This window comes from Comamonas piscis (assembly GCF_014109725.1).
Taxonomy (GTDB): domain Bacteria; phylum Pseudomonadota; class Gammaproteobacteria; order Burkholderiales; family Burkholderiaceae_C; genus Comamonas; species Comamonas piscis.
Genome location: NZ_CP058554.1, coordinates 1,440,011 through 1,466,968 on the forward strand (window position 1 = coordinate 1,440,011; position 26,958 = coordinate 1,466,968).

24 protein-coding genes are annotated in these 26,958 nt (G+C 62.7%); 15 read left to right on the top strand and 9 right to left on the bottom strand.

Going from position 1 to position 26,958, the window contains the following annotated elements; all coding sequences use genetic code 11:
• Window positions 1-12: 12 nt before the first annotated feature.
• Window positions 13-462 (bottom strand): pilus assembly FimT family protein, encoded by a 450-nt coding sequence (locus HS961_RS06400; protein WP_182326915.1) that lies wholly within the window; start codon window positions 460-462, stop codon window positions 13-15.
• 63 nt (window positions 463-525) lie between these two features.
• A complete protein-coding gene (gspG, locus tag HS961_RS06405) occupies window positions 526-984 on the bottom strand; it encodes a type II secretion system major pseudopilin GspG (RefSeq protein ID WP_272956289.1) in 459 nt (152 codons plus the stop codon).
• A gap of 62 nt (window positions 985-1,046) precedes the next feature.
• On the opposite strand from gspG, the gene HS961_RS06410 reads away from it, so the two are divergent.
• Window positions 1,047-1,643 carry a type II secretion system protein N gene (locus HS961_RS06410; RefSeq protein WP_182326916.1) on the top strand — a complete coding sequence of 199 codons (597 nt, stop codon included), beginning with the start codon at window positions 1,047-1,049 and terminating at the stop codon, window positions 1,641-1,643.
• Window positions 1,644-1,681: 38 nt separating this feature from the next.
• Here HS961_RS06410 and HS961_RS06415 read toward each other — a convergent pair whose 3' ends face one another.
• The 3 genes from HS961_RS06415 to ilvA are packed head-to-tail and all read right to left on the bottom strand — an operon-like array spanning window position 1,682 to window position 4,700.
• Window positions 1,682-2,266 carry a histidine phosphatase family protein gene (locus HS961_RS06415; protein ID WP_182326917.1) on the bottom strand — a complete coding sequence of 195 codons (585 nt, stop codon included), beginning with the start codon at window positions 2,264-2,266 and terminating at the stop codon, window positions 1,682-1,684.
• The gene (gene cobS / locus HS961_RS06420) at window positions 2,263-3,099 is read right to left on the bottom strand and encodes an adenosylcobinamide-GDP ribazoletransferase (protein ID WP_182326918.1); all 837 of its coding nucleotides are present in this window, start codon (window positions 3,097-3,099) and stop codon (window positions 2,263-2,265) included. Before cobS ends, HS961_RS06415 begins: the two co-directional genes overlap by 4 nt.
• A gap of 32 nt (window positions 3,100-3,131) precedes the next feature.
• Window positions 3,132-4,700 carry a threonine ammonia-lyase, biosynthetic gene (ilvA, locus tag HS961_RS06425; RefSeq protein ID WP_182326919.1) on the bottom strand — a complete coding sequence of 523 codons (1,569 nt, stop codon included), beginning with the start codon at window positions 4,698-4,700 and terminating at the stop codon, window positions 3,132-3,134.
• 470 nt (window positions 4,701-5,170) lie between these two features.
• On the opposite strand from ilvA, the gene HS961_RS06430 reads away from it, so the two are divergent.
• A complete protein-coding gene (locus tag HS961_RS06430) occupies window positions 5,171-5,620 on the top strand; it encodes an OsmC family protein (protein WP_182326920.1) in 450 nt (149 codons plus the stop codon).
• Window positions 5,621-5,746: 126 nt separating this feature from the next.
• On the opposite strand, the gene coq7 is transcribed toward HS961_RS06430, so the two are convergent.
• Window positions 5,747-6,367, bottom strand: a complete 621-nt coding sequence (gene coq7, locus HS961_RS06435; protein WP_182326921.1) for a 2-polyprenyl-3-methyl-6-methoxy-1,4-benzoquinone monooxygenase — start codon at window positions 6,365-6,367, stop codon at window positions 5,747-5,749.
• Between the two features lie 323 nt (window positions 6,368-6,690).
• Here coq7 and HS961_RS06440 point away from each other — a divergent pair, with 323 nt between their 5' ends.
• The gene (locus HS961_RS06440; RefSeq protein ID WP_021025741.1) at window positions 6,691-7,746 is read left to right on the top strand and encodes a porin; all 1,056 of its coding nucleotides are present in this window, start codon (window positions 6,691-6,693) and stop codon (window positions 7,744-7,746) included.
• Window positions 7,747-7,767: 21 nt separating this feature from the next.
• On the opposite strand, the gene HS961_RS06445 is transcribed toward HS961_RS06440, so the two are convergent.
• Window positions 7,768-8,259, bottom strand: a complete 492-nt coding sequence (locus tag HS961_RS06445) for a hypothetical protein (protein WP_182326922.1) — start codon at window positions 8,257-8,259, stop codon at window positions 7,768-7,770.
• A 29-nt stretch (window positions 8,260-8,288) separates the two neighbouring features.
• Here HS961_RS06445 and HS961_RS06450 point away from each other — a divergent pair, with 29 nt between their 5' ends.
• From HS961_RS06450 to HS961_RS06485, 8 genes are all read left to right on the top strand, one after another.
• Window positions 8,289-9,869, top strand: coding sequence for an ABC transporter substrate-binding protein (locus HS961_RS06450; protein WP_182326923.1), 1,581 nt, complete (start codon window positions 8,289-8,291; stop codon window positions 9,867-9,869).
• A gap of 155 nt (window positions 9,870-10,024) precedes the next feature.
• A complete protein-coding gene (locus tag HS961_RS06455) occupies window positions 10,025-11,005 on the top strand; it encodes an ABC transporter permease (RefSeq protein ID WP_182326924.1) in 981 nt (326 codons plus the stop codon).
• Window position 11,006: 1 nt separating this feature from the next.
• Window positions 11,007-12,224: a M20 aminoacylase family protein gene (locus HS961_RS06460; protein ID WP_182326925.1), complete on the top strand. Its 1,218-nt coding sequence runs from the start codon at window positions 11,007-11,009 to the stop codon at window positions 12,222-12,224.
• A 52-nt stretch (window positions 12,225-12,276) separates the two neighbouring features.
• On the top strand, window positions 12,277-13,851 hold the full coding sequence (locus HS961_RS06465; RefSeq protein ID WP_182326926.1) for an ABC transporter substrate-binding protein: 1,575 nt from the start codon (window positions 12,277-12,279) through the stop codon (window positions 13,849-13,851).
• A 55-nt stretch (window positions 13,852-13,906) separates the two neighbouring features.
• On the top strand, window positions 13,907-14,818 hold the full coding sequence (locus HS961_RS06470; protein WP_182328156.1) for an ABC transporter permease: 912 nt from the start codon (window positions 13,907-13,909) through the stop codon (window positions 14,816-14,818).
• A gap of 35 nt (window positions 14,819-14,853) precedes the next feature.
• Entirely contained in the window at window positions 14,854-15,852 is a 999-nt protein-coding gene (locus HS961_RS06475; protein WP_182326927.1) for an ABC transporter ATP-binding protein, read from the top strand.
• Window positions 15,853-15,857: 5 nt separating this feature from the next.
• Entirely contained in the window at window positions 15,858-16,910 is a 1,053-nt protein-coding gene (locus HS961_RS06480) for an ABC transporter ATP-binding protein (RefSeq protein WP_238347919.1), read from the top strand.
• A 150-nt stretch (window positions 16,911-17,060) separates the two neighbouring features.
• Window positions 17,061-18,971, top strand: coding sequence for a bifunctional metallophosphatase/5'-nucleotidase (locus HS961_RS06485; RefSeq protein WP_182326929.1), 1,911 nt, complete (start codon window positions 17,061-17,063; stop codon window positions 18,969-18,971).
• 77 nt (window positions 18,972-19,048) lie between these two features.
• Here the strand turns inward: HS961_RS06485 and HS961_RS06490 are convergent, their stop codons facing one another.
• Together HS961_RS06490 and zwf are read right to left on the bottom strand one after the other, a co-directional pair.
• A complete protein-coding gene (locus tag HS961_RS06490; RefSeq protein ID WP_182326930.1) occupies window positions 19,049-19,894 on the bottom strand; it encodes a MurR/RpiR family transcriptional regulator in 846 nt (281 codons plus the stop codon).
• Window positions 19,895-19,922: 28 nt separating this feature from the next.
• Window positions 19,923-21,392: a glucose-6-phosphate dehydrogenase gene (gene zwf / locus HS961_RS06495; RefSeq protein ID WP_182326931.1), complete on the bottom strand. Its 1,470-nt coding sequence runs from the start codon at window positions 21,390-21,392 to the stop codon at window positions 19,923-19,925.
• A 171-nt stretch (window positions 21,393-21,563) separates the two neighbouring features.
• Here zwf and tal point away from each other — a divergent pair, with 171 nt between their 5' ends.
• The 4 genes from tal to HS961_RS06515 all read left to right on the top strand — a co-directional run bounded on the left by tal (window position 21,564) and on the right by HS961_RS06515 (window position 26,955).
• Complete coding sequence (gene tal / locus HS961_RS06500) at window positions 21,564-22,511, top strand: transaldolase (protein WP_182326932.1); 948 nt, start codon at window positions 21,564-21,566, stop codon at window positions 22,509-22,511.
• A gap of 53 nt (window positions 22,512-22,564) precedes the next feature.
• Window positions 22,565-24,172 carry a glucose-6-phosphate isomerase gene (pgi, locus tag HS961_RS06505; RefSeq protein ID WP_182326933.1) on the top strand — a complete coding sequence of 536 codons (1,608 nt, stop codon included), beginning with the start codon at window positions 22,565-22,567 and terminating at the stop codon, window positions 24,170-24,172.
• 260 nt (window positions 24,173-24,432) lie between these two features.
• The gene (locus HS961_RS06510) at window positions 24,433-25,323 is read left to right on the top strand and encodes a transporter substrate-binding domain-containing protein (protein ID WP_182326934.1); all 891 of its coding nucleotides are present in this window, start codon (window positions 24,433-24,435) and stop codon (window positions 25,321-25,323) included.
• A gap of 258 nt (window positions 25,324-25,581) precedes the next feature.
• The gene (locus HS961_RS06515) at window positions 25,582-26,955 is read left to right on the top strand and encodes a VOC family protein (RefSeq protein WP_182326935.1); all 1,374 of its coding nucleotides are present in this window, start codon (window positions 25,582-25,584) and stop codon (window positions 26,953-26,955) included.
• The last annotated feature ends 3 nt before the right edge of the window (window positions 26,956-26,958 follow it).

Here is a 26,958-nt window from a genome sequence, read left to right on the forward strand (position 1 = left end):
TGGAGAAGAGGTTCAGGGCGCTTGCAAGGCAAACGGGCGCACACCATCGGTGGCCACGGCAATGCTGTTCGCGTTGCGGTTGGGGTAGGCGAGTACCACCGTCTGGGGGCCGATCAGCGCCTCTGGCCCGAGGATGATATCGCCACTGCTGCGCACTGCCACCGGCGGATGCAGCCAGGCGCCCTGGCGGGAGCCGCCTTGCAGGCCTTCAATGACAAAACCCTGGCTGTCGGCACGCCAGCGCACCGGCTGGCCACTGGCGCGGGACTGGGCCCGGGCGGCCTCCAGCTGCGCGGCCAGGCGCTGGCCTTCGCGCTGGAGCTGGTCCTGGCTGTTGTCGCCCATCGCAAACACCACGCCGGCGCTGGCCAGCGCCATCAGGGTGATGACGACCAGCAGCTCCATCAAGGTAAAGCCGCGCTGGCGGCGCGGCTGGGCGGTGGGGGCAAGGGCGCGAGGCATGGGGCCTGAAGGCGGAGCAGCGGGAAAAGGCAGAAAGCAGCAGTAAAGCGGGCTTATTGCCGCTTATTGCCAGCTGCCGATGTCGGCGTTATTGCCTTCACCGCCGGCCTGGCCATCCGCACCAAAGCTCATCACATCGACCTCGCCTTTAACGCCCGGGTTCAGGTACTGGTAAGGATGGCCCCAGGGGTCATTGGGCAGCTTTTCCAGGTAGGGCTTCCAGTTCATCGGCGCGGGGCCGCTGCTGGGGCGGTTGATCAGCGCGGCCAGGCCTTGTTCGGCGGTGGGGTAGCGCTGGTTGTCCAGGCGGTAGCGCTTGAGGGCGCCGCCGATATTGGTGATATCGGTGCGCGCGGCCGTCACGCGGGCTTCATCAGCAGCGCCGATGACATTGGGCACAATCAGCGCGGCCAGCACGCCGATGATGACCAGCACCACCATCAGCTCGATCAAGGTAAAGCCGCGCTGGATGTTGGCTTGTATGCGGCGGGCAGCCGACTGCGGGCGTAAGGAAAACATCATGCTCTCAAGTCAAAGGGGGTCAAAGTGATGAAACTGACATCTGGGTGCATCATAATCTGCGAATGGTGACACTATCGCGCAACCCCTGGTCTCCTCGGCTGGCGGCCGGCTTTTTATGGGCTGGCGCTGCGGCATTGGCGGTGTTCTGGGGGCTCAAGCTGTCGGCACCGCGCCAGGTGCTGGCCGTCCCGCAAGCAGGTGGCCCGGCTGCCGTGCAGGTCGATGGTACTGCCATGGCACGCCTGTTTGGCGTGCAAGATGGCGCGCCCGCCGCAGCCCCGGCTGCAGCGACCCGCTGGCGTTTGCTGGGTGTTATGGCCGGCAAGAACAGCGGTGGTGGCGCGGCCGTCATTGCGGTGGATGACCAGCCTGCCAAGGTGTTCCGTGTAGGCGCAGTGGTTGCCGATGGCCTGGTGCTGCAGTCGCTGCGCAGCGATGCACCCCGCGCCGTGACCCTGGGCGCTGGCGTGGATGGCCCGGCTGCGATGAGCATTGCGCTGCCTGCGCTGCGACCTATTGATGCGGTTGCAGGCCCAGCCCCCGCGAGCCCAGCCGCACCGCAAGTGCAGGGCGCTGTACCTGTGCCCACGCCGGCGTCTGCGCCAGTGGCAGACACTGCTGTCAATGTGGACCGCAGCACCGGTTCGCTGCGCGACTGAGCGCGCAGGCCCCGCTAAAGATTTACGTAAAGGTTTGTTCAGTTGTTGCTGAGCAGCGGTAGCCGGAGCCAGTCCCCGTAGGCGAGTTTGACCGACGGCCAATCCTTGGCCAACGGCACTCTGTCGCCCCGGGTCAGCAGCCAATGCGCACACTGGGCCACACCGGCATGGCTGATCCAGAGCACGGGCTGGCCGGTCTCCAGCGCCTGCTGGCGCGCAACATCAAGCGCGCGCGCCACACGCCGCATCATCGTGCCCAGCGATTCGCCGCCGCCCGGTGCATAGCCCATGAAGTCCGCCGTCCAGGCCTGTATCTCATCGCGGGCGATATCGTTCCAGCGCTGGCCTTCCCAGGCGCCAAAATCCATTTCCGCCAGGTCGTCGCACACCGTCAGATCAAAGCCTGGCGCCTGCGCCTGTAAGACCGCAGCCAGTTGGGTGCAGCGTTGCAGCGGCGAATGCCATAGCTTGCCGATGTTGAGCAGCTCTGCCCCCCAGGCGCCGTGCAGCGCGATGGCAGCGGCGGCGGTGGCCTTGTCATCGGCGGCCATATTGCTGCGGCCATAGCACACGCCTGGCGCCACCAGGGGCTGGGCATGGCGCTGCAGCCACAGCGCGCTCATACGAGCGCCTGGGCCAACAATGTGCCGATGGGGCCCAGCGACAGCGCTGCGCCCAGGTAAAAGCCCATCTCGCTGACCTGCTCGGCAGCGCCCAAGCCATCGCCGGTAAAGCCTTGCAGGCGGCGCTGCAGCCATTGGCGCATCCACAGCGCGGCGGCGGCGCTGAGCACCAGGGCCAACAATAAGACGACCCAGCCTTGCGTCAGGCCCAGCAGCAAGGCGGCGGGCAAGGACCAGGCTAGGCAGCAGACGAGGCCCTGGCGGCTGATAAATGCTGCCAGCGGCTTGCTTTTGGACGTGGCGCTGTCACCCACATGGGGCAGACTGCGCACGACAAACATCGGCCACAGCCGGGCGATGACATGGGCGGCAACCAGGCTCGCCATCGCCAGCGCCAGGCTGTGGCTGGCGAGTAGTGCGATCAACGCCGTTTTGCTGAGGATGGCCAAGACCATGGCCATGGCCCCATAAGCGCCGATGCGCGAATCCTTCATGATCTCCAGCGCGCGCTCACGCTGGTGGCTGCCGCCCAGCCCATCGACCACGTCGCTCAGGCCGTCTTCATGGAAGCAGCCGGTGAGCAGCACGGTGGCCAAGGTGCTGAGCACAGCGGCCACCAAGGGGCTGTAGCCATTGCCAGCGGGCAGCAGCAAGCTGCTGGCGGCCAGCACGCCGGCAGCGACCAGGCCCACGATCCAGCCGACACCCGGGAAGTGGCCGGCGCTGGCGCGCAGCATCTCCGGGCTGTAACCCACCCAGTCGCCCAGTTTGCCGCTGATGGGGATGCGGGTGAAAAACTGCACTGCCAGCAAAAAATGGCGCAGGGCTTGCATGGTGCGGTCGGTGCGGGTGGCGCCTTTGGGCTTCAAGCCTGCAGGAACAAGCGGTAAGCCGGGTTCTGCGTCTCTTCGACCCAGGGGTAGCCCAGGTTGTTCAAGAACTGCTCAAAGGCCTGCGAGTCTTCCTGGGGCACTTGCATGCCGACGAGGATGCGGCCGTAATCGGCGCCCTGGTTGCGGTAGTGGAACAGCGAGATGTTCCAGTTGGGGGCCATCAGGCTCAGGAACTTGAACAGCGCGCCGGGCCGCTCGGGGAAGATGAAGCGCAGCAGGCGCTCATCCTGCGCGAGCTGCGAGCGGCCGCCCACCATATGGCGCACATGCTCCTTGGCCAGCTCGTCAAAGGTCAGGTCCAGCGCGTCAAAGCCGTTCTTTTGGAAGTTGCGGCAGATCTTTTCCGACTCGCCCTTGCTGTTGGTGGAGATGCCGACAAACACATGGGCGCGGCGGTCATCGCTGATGCGGTAGTTGAACTCGGTGACGCTGCGCGCGCCACCCGGCAGGTTACCGATGACTTCGCAGAAGCGCTTGAAGCTGCCCCGCTCCTCCGGGATGGTGACGGCAAACAGCGCTTCCTTTTCTTCGCCCACATCGGCCCGCTCGGCGACAAAGCGCAGGCGGTCAAAGTTCATGTTGGCGCCGCTCAGGATGGCGGCATAGGTCTCGCCCTTGGTCTTGTTCTTGGCGACATACTGCTTGATGCCGGCCACGGCCAGCGCGCCCGAGGGCTCGACGATGGAGCGGGTGTCGACAAAGATGTCCTTGATCGCGGCGCAGACCGAATCGGTATCGACGGTGATGTATTCATCGACCAGGCCGTGTGCCACGCGGAAGGTCTCTTCGCCCACCAGCTTGACCGCCGTGCCATCGGCAAACAGGCCCACATCGTTCAGCGCCACGCGCTTGCCTTCGCGAGCGGATTGGATCATCGCGTCCGAATCGTTCATCTGCACGCCGATGACCTTGATCTCAGGCCGCACCGCCTTGATGTAGTTGGCCACGCCGGCAATCAGGCCGCCGCCGCCAATGGCGACAAACACGGCATTGAGCTGGGAGGAGCCGATTTTCTGCACCTGGCGCATGATCTCCATCGCAATGGTGCCCTGGCCGGCGATCACATCCGGGTCGTCAAAGGGGTGGACAAAGGTGAGGTTCTGTTCCTTTTGCAGCTTGAGCGAGTGCTCATAGGCATCGCTGAAGCTCTCGCCCGCCAGCACCACTTCGCCGCCCAGGCCCTTGACCGCATCGACCTTGAGCTGGGGCGTGGTGGTTGGCATCACGATCACCGCGCGGGTGCCCAGGCGGTTGGCCGACAGCGCCACCCCTTGTGCGTGGTTGCCAGCTGATGCACAGATCACGCCCGCCTTGAGCTGCTCGGCCGTCAGGTGGGCCATCTTGTTGTAGGCGCCGCGCAGCTTGAAGCTGAACACCGGCTGCTGGTCTTCGCGCTTGAGCAGCACCTTGTTGTGCAGGCGGCGGCTGAGGTTCTTCGCAGGATCGAGGCCCGATTCAATGGCCACGTCATAGACACGCGCAGTCAGGATTTTCTTCAGGTAATCGGCCGGCGTCAGCGCGGCTGCAGTCTTGGAGGGCATAGGGGATGCACGCTAGAGAAAAGAGGCAACAACAAGGAGATGGCGCATGCGGATGGCGCCTGGCCCATGCGCCGACCCGCAGCGCAGGCGCGGGTAGCGGCATGGGCGGGAGCGGCAAGCATCTGGCTATGGGGGAGATCGCTGCACTATAACCGCTGGCGCTCACTGGAGCAGGCCAGGGGCAGATTGGCGGCGCCCGGGCAGAAAAAAAGCCCCTGATGTGAATCAGGGGCTTGAAACCACCATTTGAGAGGTGGAGGAGACAACTTGCATGCTGGTATCCACTTAGTTTGGCTTGGCCAGGCTGTGGAGCAGCAGATGAGTCCGAGTATAGCGACGTTTCTGTTGCGATGCAGCAAAATAATGTGCGCAACCATTTTTTTCCCCAATGCTGTTGATAGACAGCAACAAATGGCAGGGGTCAGGGCAGATCTGCCACACTGGCAGCGTCTGATTTTTGGAGTGTTGCAATGGAATGCACGGTAACGTGGACAGGCGCCAGCGGCGCGCGTTCGGGAATGGGTTTTGTGGCCGAAACCGGCAGCGGCCATGTGGTGGCCATGGATGGCGCGCCCGATGCCGCCAACCCAGCCAACGGCGGCCAGAACTTCGCCGCCCGCCCGATGGAGCTGCTGCTGGCCGGCACCGGCGGCTGCACCGCCTATGACGTGGTGCTGATCCTCAAGCGCGGCCGCCACGATGTGAAGAACTGCACCGTGGCCCTGAAAGCCGAGCGCGCCGACACCGAGCCCAAGGTCTTCACCAAGATCCATATGCAGTTCACCGTCACCGGCAAGGGCATCCCTGCCGCTGCAGTGGAGCGCGCGATTGCGATGAGCCATGAGAAATACTGCTCGGCCAGCATCATGCTGAGCAAAACGGCGGAGATCACGACGGGGTTTGACTTGGTGGAAGCCTAAAGCTGCTCCCGTTTAGATACGCTGCGATAGCCGCATGTAACCGCCTTCGTGGCGGTTTTTGCATGCTGGATTTCTGCAGGCATGCCATACCTTAGGTGCCTCTGCTTATCTTTACATTCAGCAGCTCTATATACGGTGCGCAGTCACCGTCATCACCTTGGAGGCGATCTTCATCAGCATGCGGGCGGGCAGGGGTACGGGCAAGGCGCCTGCATCCACCGCAGCGGCGGCGTGGCGCTCTTCGTCGGCTTTCATCTGGCTGACGACGGCGCGCGACGGCGCATCATGCACGGGTAGCAGCTCCAGGTGGGACTGCAGATGCAAAGAGACCTGGTTTTCTGTTTCTTCGACAAAACCTAGGCTGGCGCGGTCGCTGACCTTGGCGGCTACGGTGCCAATCAAGAAGGCGCCGGCAAACCACAGTGGATTGAGGATGCTGGGGCGCTCACCCAAGTCTTGCAGGCGCTGGTGCGTCCAGGCCAAGTGGTCCATCTCTTCTTGCGCGGCCTCCAGCAGGTGTTCGCGCAGCTGCTCGTCGCGGGTCACCATGGCTTGGGCGGTGTAGAGCGCCTGGGCGCAGACCTCACCCACATGGTTGACGCGCATATAGGAAGCAGAAAGTTTTTTCTCCTCCGCACTGAGGTCGGCCTCGGGGATGCCCGTAGCCGGCGAGGGATGCGCCGCATGCGGCGTTGCGAACAGGGTACGCAGGGCGGTATCTGCCGCGCTAAGGAGTCGATCTTGCATAGATTGCCATGCTAACCAGTAGAATACACCCCGCTGCAAACATGGCGAATCTCCTCTGAAACGGCTTGTTTTGCAGCAAATTTTTGTCGAAAAATAGGACGGCTGCTGACATTCGTTAAACGTTGCACTCAAGCAACGATTTGCAGCGAATAGCTCTTCATGTGGGGGAATTTGTTTGCGCAACCGCCTGCGGTCTGTTGAAATAGAGAGAACTTCCACACTAGGAGGTTGGCGCGGGAGCAGGTAGAAGTTGTGCAGAACCGTGAGGCTGACATTAACCCCCCCGTACCAGCGCCGTCTGTTAAACCTTGGAGTAACTCGCAATGAAAAAATCTCTTGTTGCCTTGGCAGTGCTGGCCGCTTCCGGCGCCGCAATGGCTCAATCTTCCGTGACCCTGTTCGGTATCGTTGATGCTGGCGTGACCTACGCTAAGACCAGCGGTGGCGAAAGCAACTACGGTCTGACCAATTCCGGTAACGCCACCAGCCGTCTGGGCTTCCGCGGCGTGGAAGATCTGGGCGGCGGTCTGAAGGCTGGTTTCTGGCTGGAAGGCGCAATCCAGAACGACAGCGGTACCGCTTCCGGCGGCGGCGCTGCAGGTCCTGGCTTCGAGTTCAAGCGTCGTTCCACCGTGTCCCTGATGGGCAACTTCGGTGAAGTGCGTCTGGGTCGCGAACTGACCGCAGCTTACAACACCGTGTCTGGCTACGACGTGTTCGGCCAGGTCGGTATCGGCCAAAACTTCAGCTTCGGCAACGGCACCTACGGCTTCGGCGACCCAGTTCGCGTTGGCAACATGGTTTCGTACTACACCCCTAACATGTCCGGCTTCACCGCTGGCGTGAACTACGGCTTCGGCGAAACCGCTGGTGACAGCTCCGCTAAGCGTTACATCGGCGTGTCCGCTGGTTACAACAACGGCCCTCTGAGCGCCGGTATTGCTTACGACCAGCAAAACGATCCTACCGCCAGCTTCGAAAAGGCTCAAGGTCTGGGTCTGGGCGCTGCTTACAACTTCGGCGCTTTCAAGCTGTCGGGTCTGATCCGTCAAGTGCAAAGCACCCCAGTGGGTGGTGGCAGCAAGGCTAAGTTCCAGTCCGCTGGTCTGGGCGCAACGGCTGCTGTCGGCGCTGCTGGCGAAGCACGTCTGGCTTACAACTACTACGACAACAAGGAAATCGAAGGCAAGGCTCACCAGCTGTCGCTGGGCTATGTCCACAACCTGTCGAAGCGCACCGCTCTGTACGGCACCTACGCTTTCCTGAAGAACCAGAAGAGCGAAACCATGAGCCTGTCGGCTAATGGCCTGGGTATCGATCCAGCTGGTGCTGGCAAGAACCAAAACGCTATCACCGTTGGTGTGCGTCACGCTTTCTAATGAATGGCTAGGGTTTCCTAGCTACTCAACCTGAAAAGCAAAAAAGCCCGTCGCAAGACGGGCTTTTTTTATGCCTGTTCGTAGCATGCAGTTCAGCGGATGCAATGCGCGTTGCATCCCTCGTTGCCGCAGCACCAGGGATTGCTCGCGCGCCTGCAGGCATAAAGCCCATGCGGAGGCTGAGCCCTGGATCTGCTTTAAACCGAGCGTTGCCCTTCCTTGCTGCCAACGCTTGAGGCAGTTGCCCCGCGCCTTGTGGCAACCTGCATACATGCAGCACCCTGTATCGCTGCTGATAGACCCCAAGATGCAGCTGTATCGCTTTTTTCTGGCTGCAGAGCGCAGCGGCCGGTGTGGTCTTGCGATGCTGGCGTTTCCCAATTTGGCAGACGAAGCTGCGTTTTGCCCGACAAAACACCTGCTTTTGCCCATCACATAACAGAAATAAACAGCACTCGGGAATATCCCCGCCCTGGGGGAAGCACCATGCGGAAGATCGGTTCCTTGCGGCATAGTGAAGCACTACTATTCTGCGAGGACTTATGAAACAGCCTTCTCTTGCTCTGGTTGCGATAGCGGTTGCCGCCGTTTTGTCAGCTGGCGTGGCCCAGGCCAAGCCCTTCAAGTGGGCCAGCCAGGCTGATGTCGCCAGCTGGGATATCCATGCCCAAAACAATGGCCTGCACAACGCCATTCATCCCTACGTCTACGAAACCCTGGTCACCTACAACAGCAAGACCTTCGCGGTTGAACCTTTGCTGGCCACGTCGTGGAAGGAAGTCAGCCCCAAGCAGATGCGCTTTGCCTTGCGCCAGGGCGTGAAGTTCCAGGATGGTTCGAGCTTCACCGCTGACGATGCCGTGTTCTCGATCACCCGTGCCATGGCCAAGACCTCGAACTATGGCCCCTTTGTGCAGGGCATCGAGAAGGTCGTCAAGGTCGATGACGGCACCATCGATATCTTCATGGTGGACCCCAACCCCGTGTTGCTGCGCCAGATGACCGAGCTGCGCATGATGAGCAAGGCCTGGTCGGAGAAAAACAAGTCCACCGAACCCATGGACATCAAGAAGGCCGACGAGAACTTTGCCCACCGCAACGCGATGGGTACCGGCCCCTTCATCCTCGAATCCTGGCAGCCCGATGTGCGCATGGTGCTTAAGAAGAACCCCAATTGGTGGGGCCAGATGCCGGGCAATGTGAGCTCCATCACCTACACCCCCATCAAGTCGGCCCCCACCCGCATGGCGGCGCTGCTGTCGGGTGAGGTCGATATGATCCTCGACCCGACCCCGCAAGACCTGAACCGCCTGCGTGCCAGTCCGGATCTGAAGATCCTCGAAGGCCTGGAAAACCGCACGATTTTCTTTGGCATGGACCAGTTCCGCGACGAGCTGCCCGGCTCCAGCGTCAAAGGCAAGAACCCGCTCAAGGAGCAGAAGGTGCGCCAGGCGCTCTACCAGTCCATCGACATCCAGGCCATCACCAAGACCATCCTGCGTGGCTTGGGCAAGCCCACCGGAACCTTGGTCGCTCCGCAGGTCAATGGCTGGACGGAGACAGTGGGCCAGCGCCTGCCCTACAACCAGGATGCCGCCAAAAAGCTGCTGGTTGAGGCTGGCTACCCCGACGGCTTTGAAGTGGACTTTGCCTGCCCCAACAACCGCTACATCAGCGACGAGGCCATCTGCCAAGCCGTCACCGCGATGTGGGCCAAGATTGGGGTCAAGGCCAAGCTGCGCACCCTACCGATGGTCACCTACTTCCCGATGATTCAGCGCAACGAAGCCAGCATTTACATGCTCGGCTGGGGTGTGCCCACCTTCGACTCTCTCTACAGCCTGCAGTCGCTGGTGCGCAGCGTCGGCAAGGGCGGGGACGGCAACTACAATGTCGGCCGCTACAGCAACGAGCGCATGGATTACCTGGTAGACCGCGTCAAGACAGAAACCGACCAGCCGGTGCGCACCCGCATGCTGACCGAGGGGCTGCAGCTGTCCAACGACACGGTCTCGCACCTGCCGTTGTATGACCAGGTGATCCCTTGGGCGATGAAGAAAAACATCGACCTGGTACACCGTGCAGACAACCGGATCGATATCAAATTGGTCACGGTGCGCTGATCTGTGGCGAGTGGTTTCCAGGCTCGCTGCCCCTAACGGTGGCGGGCCTTTTTATAAAAAGCGATAGAGGATAGGCAGACAACACGGGTGCTAGGGATGCTCTGCAGAGAGTCCCTTAGGCACCTTCCCTCTGTTTGTCACGATGAGAGTCAGCCATGTTTGCATTCATATTGCGCCGATTGATACAGGCGGTGATCGTGATGATCGCCGTGGCGTTCATTTCCTTCATGTTGTTCCAGTATGTCGGTGACCCGGTCACCTTCTTGCTGGGCCAGGATGCCACCCCACAGCAGATTGCCGAACTGCGCAGCGCGCTGGGGCTGGACAAACCCTTCTTTGTGCAGTTCTGGCACTTTCTGGTGAATGCCGCCCAAGGCGAATTTGGCATCAGCCTGCGCCAAGGGGCCAAGGTGTCTTCGTTGATTGCTGAGCGCTTCCCGGCGACCTTTGAGCTGGCCATGGTGGCCGCCTTGCTGGCGCTGGTGGTAGGGGTGCCGATGGGCGTGTATGCAGCGCTGCGCCGGGGCAGCTTCATGAGCCAGATGTTCATGACCTTGTCCTTGCTAGGTGTGTCCCTGCCCACCTTCCTGATCGGCATCTTGCTGATTTTGATTTTCTCGGTGCATCTGGGATGGTTCCCCAGCTTTGGCCGTGGCACCACCATGCAACTGGGCTTTTGGAGCACGGGCCTGCTGAGCGCCAAGGGCTGGCACCACATCATTCTGCCGGCCATCACCCTGGCCATTTTCCAGCTCACCTTGATCATGCGCCTGGTGCGTGCCGAGATGCTGGAGGTGCTGCGCACCGACTACATCAAGTTCGCCAAGGCGCGGGGCCTGAGCAACCGCACCATCTACTTTGGCCATGCGCTGAAGAACACCTTGGTGCCGGTGATGACCATCACCGGTTTGCAGCTGGGAGGCCTGATTGCCTTCGCCATCATCACCGAGACGGTGTTCCAGTGGCCCGGCATGGGCCTGCTGTTCATCCAGGCGGTGACCTTTGCCGATATCCCGGTCATGGCGGCCTACCTCTGCCTGATTGCGCTGATTTTTGTGGTCATCAACCTGGTGGTCGATCTGTTGTACTTCGCCGTTGATCCGCGTTTGCGCGTCGAGAAGTCGGGAGGCCATTGAGATGCCACGTCTGCCCTATAGCGCCAATTCGCGCGCCTTTTCGCACCTCGCCCAGATCCATCCGGAGTTGACGGCTTTCCGCCGTGACCTGCATGCCAATCCGGAGCTGGGTTTTGAAGAAAAATACACCGCTGCCCGTGTGAGCGAAGCCTTGCGGCTTTGCGGTGTTGACGAGATCCACCAGGGCATCGGCAAGACCGGCATCGTCGGCGTCATCCGGGGCCAGAAGCAGGGAAGTGGCCGCATGATCGGCCTGCGTGCCGACATGGATGCACTGCCGATTACCGAGCAGGGCAACTGCAGCTGGCGATCGGGCAAGCAGGGGCTGATGCATGCCTGCGGCCATGACGGCCACACCGCCATGCTGGTGGGCGCTGCCCGCTACCTGGCGGAGACCCGCAATTTTGACGGCACCGCCGTGCTGATCTTCCAGCCCGGCGAAGAAGGCTATGCCGGCGCCCGCGAGATGATCCAGGACGGCCTGTTCGATCGCTTCCCGGTCGATTCTGTCTATGCCATGCACAACTGGCCTGCGATGCGCCAGGGCATGATCGGCATCAATCCCGGCGCCATGATGGCCGCGGCCGACCGTATCCAGATCAATATCAGCGGCAAGGGCGGCCATGGTGCCCATCCTTACCAAACCAATGATGTGGTGCTGGCGTCGGCCCACCTGATCACGGCGATGCAGTCCATCGTCTCGCGCAATGTGCGCGCCATCGATGCAGCGGTGATCAGCATCTGTGCGGTGCAGTCCGGCGACCTGGGCGCCTTCAGCGTCACGCCCGGCACCGCCACCTTGGTGGGCACCGTGCGCACCTTCAACCCCGATGTGCAAAACCTGGTGGAGCGCCGCCTGGGTGAGCTGTGCCAGGCCTTGGGCCTGGCCTTTGGCGTCAATGCCCAGCTGCAGTACGAGCGCTCCTATCCCGCAACCATCAACACCTCTGAGGAAGCGCTGTTTGCCGGCGATGTGGCGGCCGATCTAGTCGGCGAGCCGCTGGTGGTGCGCAACATGGACCCGAGCATGGGCGCCGAGGATTTCTCCTTCATGCTGCAGCAAAAGCCTGGCGCCTATCTGCGCCTGGGTCAGGCCGTGGGGGACGACATCATCCCGCTGCACAACAACCGCTATGACTTCAATGACGATGTGCTGCCGCTGGGTGCGGCACTGCACGCCGGCATCATCGAGCGTGGCATGCCACTTGCTTTGTACTAAAGCCGCAGCATCCGGCCCGCGAGGGCTGGATTTCACAAAAAAGGGAAGAACGATGAAATACACGATGAGCAAGACCTTGTTGGTATCGCTGCTGGCTGCTGCCTATGTTTCAGCCGGCGCGCAAACGGTGCGCATCGGCGCCCAGGGCGATGCGCTGTCGATGGACCCGCATTCCTTCAACGAGACCGTGCAGCTGAGCGTCACCGGCAATGTCTATGAACCGCTGGCCGGCCGCAACAAGGATTTGAGCCTGCGCCCGGTGCTGGCCACCCAATGGGAGCAGACCTCGCCCACCGTCTGGCGCTTTACCCTGCGCAAGGGCGTGAAGTTCCATGACGGCACGCCGTTCACCGCCGATGATGTCGTGTTCTCGATGATGCGCACGCAGTTGGAGGGGTCGGACATGAAGTCCTACACCAACCCCATCAAAGAGACGCGCAAGGTTGATGACTACACGGTCGATATCGAAACCAAGGACCCGGCCCCAATCCTGCCGAGCATGATCTCGCAGGTGTACATCATGAGCAAGGCCTGGTCCGAGGCCAACAATGCCGTGAACCCGGTGGACCGCCGCAAGGGCATCGAGAACACCGCCTCGTTCAAGGCCAATGGCACGGGTCCTTATCGGGTCGGCGAGCGCCAGCCCAATGTGCGCACCGTCTTCAACCGCAGTACCAACTACTGGGACAAGATCGAAGGCAATGTGCAGGAAGTCGTCTACACCCCGGTGGCCAACGATGCCACCCGCGTGGCCGCACTGCTGTCGGGCCAGGTCGATGTGATCGATCCGGTGCCGGTGCAGGATCTGGACCGAGTTGCCAACACGGGCAGCACCCGCGTGGTGTCCGGCCCTGAGCTGCGCGCCATTTTCATGGGCATGGACCAGAAGCGCGATGAGCTGCTGAACTCCAGCGTCAAGGGCAAGAACCCGTTCAAGGACAAGCGCGTGCGCCAGGCCTTCTACCAGGCGATCGATATCGACGGCCTGCACAAGCAGGTGATGCGCGGCGCATCGGGCAACCTGGCCACCTTGATCGGCAAGGGCGTCAATGGCTATCCCGACGACATCAAGCGCCTGCCATACGACCCGGCTGCGGCCAAGAAGCTGCTGACTGAAGCCGGTTACCCCGATGGCTTCTCGCTCACGCTGAACTGCTCGAACGACCGCTACATCAACGACAGCCGCATCTGCCAGGCGGTGTCGGCCAACCTGGCCAAGATTGGGGTCAAGGTACAGCTCAATGCCGAGACCAAGGGCACCTATTTCCCGCGCATCATGCGCCATGAAACCGCTTTCTACATCTTGGGCTGGACGCCATCCACCTACGACGCCCACAACCCGCTGCTGGCCTTGATGAACTGCAACGACGGCAAGGGGGCAGGCGCCTTCAACTACGGCAACTACTGCAACCCCAAGGTCGATGCCTTGACCCACCAGGTGCAGTCCGAGACGGACACCACCAAGCGCAACCAGGCCATCCATGAAGCGCTGCAGACTGTGGCCGACGATGTGGGCTACCTGCCCTTGCACCAGCAGTACATGAACTGGGGTGTTAGCAAGAACCTGGAGCTGGTGCAGATGGCCGACGGCTTCATGCCCTTCAAATGGATGACGCTGAAGAAGTAAATGCCCCGGGCCGCTGCAGTGTAGCGGCCAGTGACAAACGAGAGAAACGATGACGATGAAAAACCGATTCAGGCGCTGGATGGACAGCGATGTGGGCTACAGCTTCCGCAATTCGCCCACGGCGATGGTAGCTGCCTTTATTGCGGCGGTCTGCGTGTTCTGCGCGCTGTTCGCAGGCTGGGTGGCCCCCCACAACCCTTTTGATTTGACCACCTTGGAGCTGAGCGACGCGCGCATACCACCGGTGTGGAGCGAGGAGGGCGGCTGGAAGTACATCCTGGGCACCGATGACCAGGGCCGCGATATTCTGTCGGCGCTGATGTATGGCGCGCGTATTTCGTTGATCGTGGGCCTGGCCTCGGTGGCGTTGTCGGTGGTGGTCGGTGTGGGCCTGGGCCTCTTGGCCGGCTTCAAGGGCGGCTGGATCGATTCGGTGCTGATGCGCCTCTGTGATGTGATGCTGTCCTTCCCTGCCATCCTGGTCGCTTTGCTGATCGCCGGTGTGGGCCGTGCAGTGTTTCCCAATGCCAATGAATCGCTGGCCTTTGGCGTACTGATCATCTCGATCTCGCTGACCGGCTGGGTGCAGTATGCGCGCACGGTGCGCGGCTCCACGATGGTGGAGCGCAACAAGGAGTATGTGCAAGCCGCCCGCGTTACCGGCGTGGCGCCTTTGCGCATCATGGTCAAGCATGTGCTGCCCAATGTGCTGGGCCCCGTCATGGTGCTGGCCACCATCCAGGTGGCGACGGCCATCATCACCGAGGCAACCCTGTCCTTCCTGGGCGTGGGCGCGCCGCCCACCTCGCCATCGCTGGGCACCCTGATCCGCGTGGGCAATGACTACCTGTTCTCCGGCGAATGGTGGATCACCATCTTCCCGGGCCTGATGCTGGTGCTGATCGCGCTGTCGGTCAACCTGCTGGGCGACTGGCTGCGCGATGCGCTCAACCCGCGCCTGCGTTGATGGTGCGGACACAAGACGAACAAGGAACAACCACGATGTCATTGTTGGAAGTAAAAAATCTGGTGGTCGAGTTTCCCAATCGCCACGGTGTGCTGCGGGCGCTGGACAATATCTCCTTCTCCATCGCCCCAGGCGAGATTCTGGGTGTGGTCGGTGAATCGGGCGCGGGCAAGTCGCTGACGGGCGCGGCCATCATCGGCCTGCTGGAGCCGCCAGGCCATGTCGCCTCGGGCGAGATCCTGCTCGAAGGCGAGCGCATCGACAACCTGTCTGCCGACAAGATGCGCCATATCCGGGGCCGCCGCATTGGCGCGATCTTCCAGGATCCGCTCACCTCGCTGAACCCGCTCTACACCGTGGGGCGCCAGCTGATCGAGACCATCCAGGCCCACCTCAAGGTCTCGGCGCGCGAAGCCCGCGAGCGCGCCATCCAGCTGCTCAAGGACACCGGCATTCCAGCTGCCGAAGAGCGGATTGACCACTTTCCGCACCAGTTCTCCGGCGGCATGCGCCAGCGTGTGGTGATTGCGCTCGCGCTGGCGGCCGAGCCCAAGCTGATCGTGGCCGATGAGCCGACCACCGCGCTCGATGTGTCGATCCAGGCGCAGATCATTGGCCTGCTCAAGAACATCTGCCGCACCCGGGGTGCGGCCGTGATGCTGATCACCCACGACATGGGTGTGATTGCCGAGACCTGTGACCGGGTTGCGGTCTTGTATGCCGGCCGTGTCGCGGAAATCGGCCCGGTGCATGAGGTGATCAACCACCCCGCACACCCCTACACCCGGGGCCTGATGGCGTCCATTCCCGACATGGATGCCGACCGCGAGCGCCTGAACCAGATCGATGGCGCCATGCCCCGGCTCAATGCCATCCCCAAGGGCTGCGCCTTCAACCCGCGCTGCCCCCAGGTGTTTGACCGCTGCCTGGAACAGCGCCCGGAGCTGATGGCCGCTGGCGCCACCCAGGCCGCCTGCTGGCTGCATGCAGCCGATTACCAGCCCCACGAGGCTGCCACCGAGGACACGGTATGAGCGAGATGGCAACCCTGAAGAACCAAGATGCAGCGACGCTGAAAGCGACGCAGGACAGCCAGCCGCTGGTGCAGGCGCGTGACCTGGCCAAGACCTTCGATGTATCGGCACCCTGGCTCAACCGCGTGCTGGAGCGCAAGCCGCGCAGCCTGCTGCGCGCCGTCGATGGCGTGAGCTTTGACATTGAGCGGGGCAAGACGCTGGCGCTGGTGGGCGAATCGGGCTGTGGCAAGAGCACGGTGGCGCGCCTGCTGGTGGGCCTGTACGGCCCTACGCGCGGCACCTTCACCTTTGATGGCCAGGATGCGCATGCCGCGTTCCGCGACCCGAATGCGCGCGCCATGCGCCGCCGGGTGCAGATGATCTTCCAGGATCCCTATGCCAGCCTGAACCCACGCTGGCTGGTCGAGCAGATCATTGGCGAGCCGCTCAAGGAGCATGGCCTGATCACCAACACCGAGCAGCTCAAGGCCCGCGTGGCCGAGCTCTTGGTGCAGGTGGGCCTGGCGCCGATGGACATGCTCAAGTATCCGCACCAGTTCTCGGGCGGGCAGCGCCAGCGTATCTCGATCGCCCGCGCGCTGGCGACCGAGCCGGAGTTTCTGGTCTGCGATGAGCCCACCTCGGCACTCGATGTGTCGGTGCAAGCCCAGGTGCTTAACATCATGAAGGACCTGCAGAGAAAGCGTGGTCTGACCTATCTGTTCATCTCGCACAACCTGGCTGTGGTGCGCCACGTCAGCGACCAGGTGGGTGTCATGTATTTGGGTAGGCTGGTAGAGCTGGCCGATAAGCAAACCCTGTTTTCGCAGCCGCGCCACCCTTACACGCGCATGCTGCTCGATGCCATCCCAAAGATGCATGACACCGGCAAGGCCCGCACCCCTGTGCAGGGTGAGGTGCCCAATCCGCTCAACCCTCCCACCGGCTGCGCCTTCAACCCGCGCTGCCCGCTGGCCAATGACCGCTGCCGCAATGAGCGCCCGCAGCTGATCGATGATGCCGGCGTGAAGGTGGCCTGCCATGCAGTCGAAGAGGGACGTATTCCGGCACTGTAAAGCACAGATCTTCTGTAAAAACGGCGCCTCAGGCGCCGTTTTTGTTGGGAGGCACACCTGCTTGCTAAGCCCCTTTGCTATTACAGAAAGTCACACCTACGTCATCTGGCGGACAAACCATAGAGCTCTTTTGTCAAATCGGAGACCAGAATGGTTGCAGTGTCAGTGCGAGAGGGATCGCGTCGGGTGATGGTGTGGGCGGTGTGTGGTGTGGCAGCTGCCGTGATGGTGGCCTGCGGTGGCGGCGGCTCCAGCGATAACGACAGCGAAAAAGACGATGTGCTGACGATCCTGCACATCAATGACCACCACTCCACCTTGGCCAGCAAGACGGCGACCCTGCAGTTGCCCGTCGATGGCAAGACCACGGCCGTGACCGTGGACGCCGCAGGTTTCCCCCGCGTGACCGCTGCGATTGAAGCGCTGGCTGCGCAGTCGACCAATGTGCTCAAGCTGCACGCGGGCGATGCCGTCACCGGCACCCTGTACTTCAACCGCGCAGGTGCCGATGGCGAGGCCGACATGGCCATGCTCAACACCGTGTGCTTTGATGCCTACACCCTGGGCAACCACGAATTCGACAAGGGCGACTCGGGCCTCAAGGGCATCCTGGACCGCCTCAAGTCCGGCGGCTGCACCACCCCGGTGCTGAGCGCCAACGTGCAGTTCGGTGCCAGCTCGGCGCTGAAATCGGCCAACATGGTCTCGCCCTCCACCGTGGTTGAGCGTGGCGGTCAGAAGATCGGTATCGTCGGCCTGACCATTGCGCAAAAGACCAAGGCCTCATCCAGCCCGGATCCAGACACCTTGTTCGAAGACGAAGCCGTGGCGGCCCAGCGCGAAATCGACAAGCTGCAGGCCCAAGGCGTCAAGCGCATTGTGCTGCTCAGCCACATTGGCTACGACAACGACCGCACCATTGCCAAAAAGCTGCGCGGTGTGGACGTGATCGTTGGAGGTGACTCGCACACCCTGCTGGGCCCAGACGCGATGAAGACCATCGGCGTGGGCACGCCAGGCGGCGCCTACCCCACCAACACCACCGACCTCGACGGCAAGCCCGTCTGCATCGTGCAGGCCTGGGAATACTCGCAAGTCGTGGGCGAGCTGAAGGTCAAGTTCGACAAGGACGGTGTGGTCAGCCAGTGCGAAGGCACGCCTCACGTGCTGATCGGCGATGACTTCAAGATCGCCGGCACTGCCGCGACCGAAGCCCAGCGCACGTCCATCATCAGCAGCGTGAATGCTGCCGGCTTCCTGCGCATCACCGCACCGTCGGCCCAGGCTGCCGCCGTGCTCAAGCCTTTCACCGACAAGGTTGCCAGCTTCAACGTGACCAAGGTGGCCTACGCACCTCAAGAGCTGTGCTCGCGCCGGGTACCAGGCGGCGAGGGCAGCACCGACTACAGCCGCTCCAGCGCAGCCTGCAACACCGAAGGCAGCGTCAGCCTGCGCGGTGGCGATATCCAGCAGCTGGTCGCACAGTCCTACCTGGAAGTGGCCAACCGCCAATATGGCGGTGCCGACATCTCGCTGCAAAGCGGTGGTGGCGTGCGTATTCCGCTGAATGGTGAAGTGACGGCGGCCAATGCGATCCAGGTGCTGCCGTTTGGCAACATGCTGTACCGCCTGGATGTCACCGGTACGGAAGTCAAGGGCATGCTGGAAGATGGCCTGGAAGCCGTGTACGGCGCCGGCGGCTCGACCGGCCCTTACCCTTACACCGGCGGCATGCGCTTTGACGTGAACGCCAAGGCCGCCTTTGGCAGCCGTGTCACCGGCGTCGAAGTGCGCGACTCCACCAGCGGCCAATGGGCTGCGCTGGAGCAGGGCAAGACCTACCGCCTGTTTGTGCTGAGCTTCAACGCCAATGGCGGTGACGGCTACAAGACCCTGGCTTCCGTGCCTGCAGCGCGTCGCCTGGATATTGGTGTGCTCGATGCCGATGTGTTCTTCAACTACATCGAATCGCAGCCCAAGGATGCCACGACCGGTCTGCCGGCGCTCAAGCGCCTGTCCACCGACCTGTACAGCACCAAGAGCTTTGTGGATGTGCGTTAAACGCTAACGCTTACGCAGCATGACAACGGGGCAGCCTTGGCTGCCCCGTTTTTCGTGCTGTCTCGGCGATAACGCTGTCAGGTGTAGCGCTTGGCGTGCAGGTTGTCCTTCATCTGCTGCAGCACCGGTTGCAGCGGCTCGCCAATGCGCAAGGCCACGCTGGTGGCCAGCACATCCAGAATCAAGAGGTGTAGCAGGCGCGAAACCATGGGGCTATAGCGGTCGTAGCCCTCGGGGTGGTCGGCGGCCAGGTGGATATTGGCCGCGCGTGCCAGTGGCGAGCCACTGGCGGTGATGGCGATGGTCGTCGCGCCATTGCGCTTGGCAATATCGGTGGCATCCATCAGGTCGCGGGTGCGGCCGGAGTTGGAGATGACGATGGCGCAGTCGCCTGCACCCAGCATGGTGGCGCTCATCACCTGCATGTGGCCATCGCTGGTCGCCAGGCTGGTGACGCCCAGGCGAAAGAACTTGTGCTGCCCATCTTGCGCGACGATGCCGGAGTTGCCCACGCCATAGAACTCGATGCGCTTGCCCGCCTGCCAGGTGGCCACGATGGCGCTGGATGCCGCCTCCAGCGCCGTGGTGCTGGCGGCATTGCGGTAGGCCAGAAAGGCCGCTACCGAGTTGTCCACCACCTTGACCATGACATCGCCGGTCTTGTCATCGGCATCCACGCTGCGGTGGATAAAGGGCACGCCTTCGCTGACGCTGCCCGCCAGCTTGAGCTTGAAATCGGCCAGCCCGTCATAGCCCATGCTGCGGCAAAAACGGACCACGGTGGGTTTGCTGACATGGGCCAGCTCGGCCAGCTCGCGCACCGGTCGCGACGCAAAGGCGCGCGGATCGGCCAGCACCAGGCGCGCGACGCGCTGCTCGGCCGGTGCCAGCGAGGGGAGGGAGGCGGTGATGCGGTCTAGCATGGGTATCCCTTGTGGGTGGCAGCGGTGATCAAAACTCTTCCATCCAGCTGTGGCCGTCGCGTGCCACCAGCGCGCTGGCGGCGCCCGGGCCCCAATGCCCTGCCACATAAGGGCGGGGCGCTTCGCCCCGGGCGTTGGCCTGTTGCCAGGCCTCCAGAATCGGCTCCACCCACTGCCAGGCGGCCTCTTGCTCGTCGGCGCGCACAAACAGGTTCAGGCGCCCGGCGATCACATCGAGCAGCAGGCGTTCGTAGGCGCCCACGCGTTCGGTGCCAAAGCGCTGGTCAAAGTCCAGGTCCAGCGCGGCGGGGGACAAGGTCTGCACACCGCCGGTATCGGCCTGGCTCTGCGCGGCGGCCATCAGCTGCAGGGTCAGGCCATCCTTGGGCTGCAGGTGGATGGTCAGGCGGTTGGCCGCGCCTAGGGGCGTGCGGTAAATGGCATGCGGCACCTGGCGGAAATGCACGACGATCGAGGCCTCGCGCCCCGCCAGGCGTTTGCCGGTGCGGATGAAGAAGGGCACGCCGGCCCAGCGCCAGTTGCTGATCTCGGTGCGCAGCGCCACAAAGGTTTCGGTCTGGCTGGTGGGCGAGACGCCTTCTTCCTGGCGGTAGCCCGGCACAGGCTTGCCGGCAATCTGGCCGGCCGCATACTGGCCGCGCACCACATCGCGGGTCACCGTCTCTGGCGTCCAGCGCTTGAGCGACTGCAGCACCTTGAGCTTTTCATTGCGGATCGCATCGGCATCGGCGCTGATGGGCGGCTCCATGCCAATCGCGCAGAGCAGTTGCAGCGCATGGTTTTGCACCATGTCGCGCAGCGCGCCGGTGCTTTCGTAGAACTCGCCGCGCTTTTCCACGCCCAGCTGCTCGGCCATCGTGATCTCGATGCTGGCGATGTTCTCGCGCCGCCACAGTGGCTCGAAGATGGCATTGCCAAAGCGCAGGGCCAGCAGGTTTTGTACCGAGGGCTTGCCCAGGTAGTGGTCGATGCGGAAGATCTGGGTTTCGGAAAACACCTCGCGCACGGCCGCGTTGATCGCGCGGTTCGATGGCAGGTCGTGGCCCAGCGGCTTTTCCAGCACCACGCGGGTGCGCTCGGTGGCCAGGCCGGCGGCGCCCAGTTGCTGGCAGACGGTGGTGAACAGCGAAGGCGCCGTCGCCAGGTACATCACCACGGTGTCGGCCTCACGCGCCTGCAGCAGCTCGCGCAGCGCGGCATAGTCGGCCGGTTGCGAGAGGTCCATGCGCAGGTAGTGCAGGTGCTGGGCAAAGCGGGCAAATTCTGCATCGCTGGGCCGCTTGTCGGCCTCAACCTCGGCCAGCCGCTGGGCGATCAGCGCGCGGTACTCGTCATCGCTCATGGCGCCACGGCCTACGCCGATGATGCGGCCATCGGCCGGCAGGCTGCCATGGCGGAAAGATTGGAACAGCGCGGGCAGCAATTTGCGCCAGGCCAGATCGCCGGTGCCACCAAATAAAACCAGATCAAAACGCATGAAACTTCCTGAACATCAAGGCAGGGATTAATGTAACTCAGTTTCATCCACGGAGGAGACGCCGTAGAATGCAGCCAGCCGCAAACCGCGCAGAAGTTCGGTTAAGCTTGAGCGCCCCTCGTGTTGACCGCACAAAGGCACCGCAGACCGGATATTGACCAAGAGCAGACCATGAACCAACTCGATGCACTCAAAGCGCTGACCACGGTGGTGGCAGATACCGGTGACTTTCACCAGCTGGCCCAGTTCCAGCCGCAAGACGCGACCACCAACCCGTCCCTGATCCTCAAGGCCGTGCAGAAGGCCGATTACGCGCCACTGCTGACCGAGACGGTGCAAAAGTTCCGTGGCAAGCCGCTGGATGAGGTGATGGACCGCCTGCTGGTGCGCTTTGGCGCCGAGATCCTGTCCATCATCCCCGGCCGCGTCTCGACCGAGGTCGATGCCCGTTTGTCGTTTGACACCGATGCCACGGTGGCCCGCGCCCAGCGCATCATCGCGCTGTATGAGGCCGAGGGCGTGCACATCGACCGCGTGCTGATCAAGATTGCCTCGACCTGGGAAGGCATCCAGGCCGCCAAGGCCTTGGAAGAACAAGGCATTCACACCAACCTGACCCTGTTGTTTGCCCAGTGCCAGGCCATTGCCTGCGGCCAGGCCAAGGTGCAGCTGATCTCGCCCTTTGTGGGCCGTATCTACGACTGGTACAAGAAGCAAGCCGGCAGCAACTGGGACGAGGCCGCGATGGCCGGCGCCAACGACCCGGGCGTGCAATCGGTCAAGGCGATTTTTGATTACTACAAGCATTTCGGCATCAACACCGAAGTGATGGGCGCGAGCTTCCGCAATATCGGCCAGGTCACCGCGCTGGCCGGTTGCGATTTGCTGACCATCTCGCCCGAGCTGCTGGCCCAGCTGGCGGCGGCCGATGCACCGCTGCAGCCGGCCTTGAACGCCGAAGCGGCCAAGGCGCTGTCGCTGGAGCGTGTGCAGTACGACGAAGCGGGCTTTCGCTTTGCACTGAACGAAGACGCGATGGCCACCGAAAAGCTGGCCGAGGGCATTCGCGCCTTTGTGGCCGATGCCATCAAGCTCGACAAGTTGTTGCAATCGGCCTGATCGGGTGGCTGCCAGCCCGCCTGGCAGCCCCGCCCAGCCATCTACACTGCCCTATGAACCGAGAATGTGCGACACAGCGCAAGCGCTGCGATGAAACCCCCGCATGGCAACTGCTTCAACAGCATTACGACGCTGAGGGCCGCAGCCTCGACCTGCGCGCGGCCTTTGCCGACGATGCAGCGCGGCTGGACCAGTTCAGCCAGCAAGCCCCCCATCTGTTGGCTGATCTGTCCAAAAACCTGATCGATCGCCAGAGCGAGCAGCTCTTGCTGCAGCTGGCCCGCGACTGTGGCCTGGAGCAGGCCCGCGATGCGATGTTTGCCGGGGCAGAGGTCAATGCCTCCGAAGGCCGGGCGGCTATGCACTGGCTGCTGCGCCAGCCCGCCAACGGGCTGGAAAGTTGGCTGCCGGACAGCCCCGCGTTCGTGCGCGAGGCCCTGGCCGATGTTCACGACAGCCTGGCGCAGATGCTGGCGCTGGCCGAGCAGGTGCGCGCCAATCCGCAGATCACCGACATCGTCAACATTGGCATTGGTGGCTCGGACCTGGGCCCGGCCATGGTGGTCAATGCGCTGGAAGACTGGCGCATTGCTGGTAAACGCTTCCACTTTGTGTCGAACGTGGACGGCCATGAGCTTGGCCATGTGCTGGCGCAGACCCGGCCCGAGAGCACCTTGTTCCTGGTCGCGTCCAAGTCCTTCACCACCTTGGAGACCATGGTCAACGCGCATTCGGCGCGCGACTGGTTTTTGGCCCAGGGCGGCAGTGATGACCGCAGCGCCGCGCTGTCGATCTCCAAGCACTTCTGGGCGCTGACCACCAATACCGAGGCCGCAGCGGCCTTTGGCATCGACACCACGCTGGGATTCTGGGACTGGGTGGGCGGCCGCTATTCGCTGTGGTCGGTGATCGGCTTGCCGATTGCGATTGCGGTTGGGGTCGAATCCTTCCGTGCGCTGCTGCAGGGCGCGCATGACATGGATGTGCACTTCAAGACCGCGCCACTGGCGCAGAACCTGCCGGTGCGCCTGGGCTTGCTCGACATTTGGTACCGCAACTTCCAGGGCTTTGCCACGCGCTGTGTGGCGCCCTACAGCCATGGCCTGCGCCGCCTGTCGGCCTACCTGCAGCAGCTGGAGATGGAAAGCAACGGCAAGGGCCGGGATGTGCACAACCAACCGCTGCCCTATGCCACATCACCCGTGGTCTGGGGCGAGCCGGGCACCAATGGCCAGCATGCGTTTTTCCAGATGATCCACCAGGGCCGCGATGTGATTCCGGTGGAGTTCATCGCCGCGCGCGAGGGCGGAAAAAACCTGGCCAGCCACCAGAACAACCTGGTGATCAATGCCATTGCGCAAGCACAGGCGCTGCTGGTGGGCCGCACCGAAGAGCAGGGCCCCAAATACTGCCCGGGCAACCGCCCCAGCACCTTCTTGCTGATGGACAAGCTCACCCCCACCTCGCTGGGGGCGCTGATTGCGCTGTACGAGCACCGCGTGTTTGTCAGCGGTGCGCTCTGGGGCATCAACAGCTTTGACCAGTGGGGCGTGGAGTTGGGCAAGCAGCTGGCCAAGGATCTGTTTGCGCGCCGTGACCAGGGCGACTGGCAAGGCGTGGATCCTTCGACGGTGGCATTGGTCAGCCGGCTGGCACCTTAAGCGCTGTCACCCCTGGCGCTGCCGGATACGGCAGCGCAGCATGGTGTTTCCAAAACAGCAACACATGCTTCGGAATACGCGCTAGGGATTGGCGCGACTCTCTGGAATACTCGGAGGCTGGATGCGCTGGCGCAAAGTCAGTGCATCCCATTTGTTTTAGCGCGCATGCGCAGCGTGCCAAACCAGCGCAATCACAAAGCTGGTGGGGCGGCGTAGGCCCAGTGTCTAGCTGCCAATTCGTCATTTCCAAGGAGTACATAATGAAATTCAGCATCAAGATGGTTGCTGCAGCCGTGGCTTTTGCCGCAGGCGGCGCGGCGTTTGCGCAAAGCACCTTTGACAAGATCAACAGCACCGGCAAGGTGGTCGTGGGTGTGCGTGAAAGCTCGGCCCCGATGGCCTATGCGATTGGTTCCAACCAGACCTTCGGCGGTTACCACGTCGAGCTGTGCGAGCGCGTGCTCAAGGAAATCGCGCCCAAAGCCAAGATTGAGTACATGGCGCTGACGGCCCAGAACACGATGCCACTGGTGCAAAACGGCACCGTGGACATCGGCTGCGGCCCCACCACCAACAACCTGAGCCGCCAAAAGCAAGTGGCCTTTGCGGTGACCACCTATGTGAGCCAGGTGCGCGCAGCGGTGCGTGCGGATTCCAACATCACCAGCGTCAAGCAGCTCGATGGCAAGACCGTGGCCGCCTCGGCTGGCACGACGGCCGTGCAGCTGCTGCGCAAGTTCGCCAAGGACAACAGCATCAACCTGCCCACCACCTTGGGCAAGGACCACTTCGAGAGCTTCATGCTGCTGGAATCGGGCCGTGCCGACGCCTTTGTGCTGGACGACAACCTGCTGGCCGGCGTGATTGCCAACTCGGCCAACCCCGCTGGCTTCAAGATTGTCGGCGAGCCGCTGGGATCGGAGCCGATTGCACTGCTGTTCCGCAAGGACGACCCCGCCTTCAAAAAGGCCGTGGACGACAGCTTGAGCAAGATGATGAAGTCTGGCGAGCTGGCCAAGGTCTATGACAAGTGGTTCATGCAACCTATTCCGCCTAAGGGCCAGGCGCTGAACCTGCCGATGAGCGATGCGCTGAAGAAGCTGCTGCAAGAGCCCAACGACAAGCCGCTGGAAGCCTACGCGGACCAGTAAGCCGCCACGCTTTGCAGCACCTACCACCCAGCCTCGGCTGGGTTTTTTTATGCCTGCGTGCTGGCTGCCGCCAACCGCGTTGACGCCCCCATCCCATGTTGTGCGTAATTGGAATAATTTGCCGCGCTATTGTCGTTTGACCTAGAACAAGCCTCTGCCTAGCATGACGCGCAGTGCTGATCTGGTGCGCTCGCTGCGATGGGCGGCTGGCCTCAGCCCCATTTCCCCGTTTTATTAGCTTTTGATCTGGTACCCCCGATGACCCACTTTGTGCACCCCGATGAGGTTCGTTCGCGCTTCTCCCGCGCCATGTCCGATATGTACCGCGACGAAGTGCCGCAGTACGGCAGCCTGATGGCGCTGGTGGCCCAGGTCAATGGCGAGGTACTGAAGACCCAGCCCGCACTGGAGCGCGCGATGGAGCAGGCCGATGAGCTGGAGCGCCTGGATGTGGAGCGCCATGGCGCCATCCGCGTGGGCACCAAGGAAGAGCTGTCCACCCTGCGCCGCCTGTTCGCCGTGATGGGCATGGAGGCCGTGGGCTACTACGACCTGTCGGTGGCCGGTGTGCCGGTGCACTCCACTGCCTTCCGCCCGGTGTTGGGCAGTTCGCTCAACCGCAACCCCTTCCGCGTGTTCACCTCGCTGCTGCGCCTGGAGCTGATTGCCGATGCCGCGGTGCGCGAAGAAGCAGCGGCGATCCTGGCCCGCCGCCAGATCTTTACGGAGCGCGCGCTGGCGCTGATCGCCCAGTGCGAAGCAGCCGGTGGCCTGAGCGATGCAGAGGCTGATGAGTTTGTGCGCGAAGCGCTGGAGACCTTCCGCTGGCACAGCGATGCCACCGTGGATGCCGCCACCTACGACAAGCTGCACAAGGCCCACCGCCTGATAGCGGATGTGGTCTGCTTCAAGGGTCCGCACATCAACCACCTGACGCCCCGCACCCTGGACATCGATGTGGCCCAGGCAGGGATGCCTGCCCATGGCATGGATGCCAAGGATGTGGTCGAAGGCCCACCCCGCCGCGCTTGCCCCATCCTCCTGCGCCAGACCAGCTTCAAGGCGCTGCAAGAGCGTGTGCTGTTCCCCGGCAGCGATGACCAGGGAACGCACACCGCCCGTTTTGGCGAGATCGAGCAGCGCGGCGTGGCGCTGACCCGCAAGGGCCGTGCCTTGTACGACAGCCTGCTGGCCAATGTGCGCAGCATGGGCAATGCCGGCAGCGCCAGCGCCAACTACCAGGACCGCCTGGAGTCGTCGTTTGCGGCCTTCCCCGACAGCCACGACGCCATGCGCCAGCAGGGCCTGGCTTTCTACCGCTATGTGCTGCAGCAGCCGGTGGGCGATGCCTCAGCCGATATCGAGACCCTGATTGCCGATGGCGTGGTACGCGCCGAGCCCATCGTGTACGAGGATTTTCTGCCGGTGAGCGCCGCCGGTATCTTCCAGTCCAACCTGGGCGGCGAAGTACAAAAGCACTACGAGGCCAACCAGGCACAGCAGGCTTTCGAGGCCGACCTGGGCGCCCGGGTGCATGACGAGATCGCGCTGTACCAGGCGATGCAGGATGCATCCCTGCAAGCGGTGCGTGAGGCGCTGGCACAAGCCGACGTGGCAGAAAGCGTGGCCTGAGCG

What these genes read in the sequence shown, in the direction of transcription:
- HS961_RS06400 (WP_182326915.1), bottom strand. Translation starts at nt 462, where the DNA reads ATGCCTCGCGCCCTTGCCCCCACCGCCCAGCCGCGCCGCCAGCGCGGC.
- gspG (WP_272956289.1), bottom strand. Translation starts at nt 984, where the DNA reads ATGATGTTTTCCTTACGCCCGCAGTCGGCTGCCCGCCGCATACAAGCC.
- HS961_RS06410 (WP_182326916.1), top strand. Translation starts at nt 1,047, where the DNA reads ATGGTGACACTATCGCGCAACCCCTGGTCTCCTCGGCTGGCGGCCGGC.
- HS961_RS06415 (WP_182326917.1), bottom strand. Translation starts at nt 2,266, where the DNA reads ATGAGCGCGCTGTGGCTGCAGCGCCATGCCCAGCCCCTGGTGGCGCCA.
- cobS (WP_182326918.1), bottom strand. Translation starts at nt 3,099, where the DNA reads ATGCAAGCCCTGCGCCATTTTTTGCTGGCAGTGCAGTTTTTCACCCGC.
- ilvA (WP_182326919.1), bottom strand. Translation starts at nt 4,700, where the DNA reads ATGCCCTCCAAGACTGCAGCCGCGCTGACGCCGGCCGATTACCTGAAG.
- HS961_RS06430 (WP_182326920.1), top strand. Translation starts at nt 5,171, where the DNA reads ATGGAATGCACGGTAACGTGGACAGGCGCCAGCGGCGCGCGTTCGGGA.
- coq7 (WP_182326921.1), bottom strand. Translation starts at nt 6,367, where the DNA reads ATGCAAGATCGACTCCTTAGCGCGGCAGATACCGCCCTGCGTACCCTG.
- HS961_RS06440 (WP_021025741.1), top strand. Translation starts at nt 6,691, where the DNA reads ATGAAAAAATCTCTTGTTGCCTTGGCAGTGCTGGCCGCTTCCGGCGCC.
- HS961_RS06445 (WP_182326922.1), bottom strand. Translation starts at nt 8,259, where the DNA reads ATGCCGCAAGGAACCGATCTTCCGCATGGTGCTTCCCCCAGGGCGGGG.
- HS961_RS06450 (WP_182326923.1), top strand. Translation starts at nt 8,289, where the DNA reads ATGAAACAGCCTTCTCTTGCTCTGGTTGCGATAGCGGTTGCCGCCGTT.
- HS961_RS06455 (WP_182326924.1), top strand. Translation starts at nt 10,025, where the DNA reads ATGTTTGCATTCATATTGCGCCGATTGATACAGGCGGTGATCGTGATG.
- HS961_RS06460 (WP_182326925.1), top strand. Translation starts at nt 11,007, where the DNA reads ATGCCACGTCTGCCCTATAGCGCCAATTCGCGCGCCTTTTCGCACCTC.
- HS961_RS06465 (WP_182326926.1), top strand. Translation starts at nt 12,277, where the DNA reads ATGAAATACACGATGAGCAAGACCTTGTTGGTATCGCTGCTGGCTGCT.
- HS961_RS06470 (WP_182328156.1), top strand. Translation starts at nt 13,907, where the DNA reads ATGAAAAACCGATTCAGGCGCTGGATGGACAGCGATGTGGGCTACAGC.
- HS961_RS06475 (WP_182326927.1), top strand. Translation starts at nt 14,854, where the DNA reads ATGTCATTGTTGGAAGTAAAAAATCTGGTGGTCGAGTTTCCCAATCGC.
- HS961_RS06480 (WP_238347919.1), top strand. Translation starts at nt 15,858, where the DNA reads ATGGCAACCCTGAAGAACCAAGATGCAGCGACGCTGAAAGCGACGCAG.
- HS961_RS06485 (WP_182326929.1), top strand. Translation starts at nt 17,061, where the DNA reads ATGGTTGCAGTGTCAGTGCGAGAGGGATCGCGTCGGGTGATGGTGTGG.
- HS961_RS06490 (WP_182326930.1), bottom strand. Translation starts at nt 19,894, where the DNA reads ATGCTAGACCGCATCACCGCCTCCCTCCCCTCGCTGGCACCGGCCGAG.
- zwf (WP_182326931.1), bottom strand. Translation starts at nt 21,392, where the DNA reads ATGCGTTTTGATCTGGTTTTATTTGGTGGCACCGGCGATCTGGCCTGG.
- tal (WP_182326932.1), top strand. Translation starts at nt 21,564, where the DNA reads ATGAACCAACTCGATGCACTCAAAGCGCTGACCACGGTGGTGGCAGAT.
- pgi (WP_182326933.1), top strand. Translation starts at nt 22,565, where the DNA reads ATGAACCGAGAATGTGCGACACAGCGCAAGCGCTGCGATGAAACCCCC.
- HS961_RS06510 (WP_182326934.1), top strand. Translation starts at nt 24,433, where the DNA reads ATGAAATTCAGCATCAAGATGGTTGCTGCAGCCGTGGCTTTTGCCGCA.
- HS961_RS06515 (WP_182326935.1), top strand. Translation starts at nt 25,582, where the DNA reads ATGACCCACTTTGTGCACCCCGATGAGGTTCGTTCGCGCTTCTCCCGC.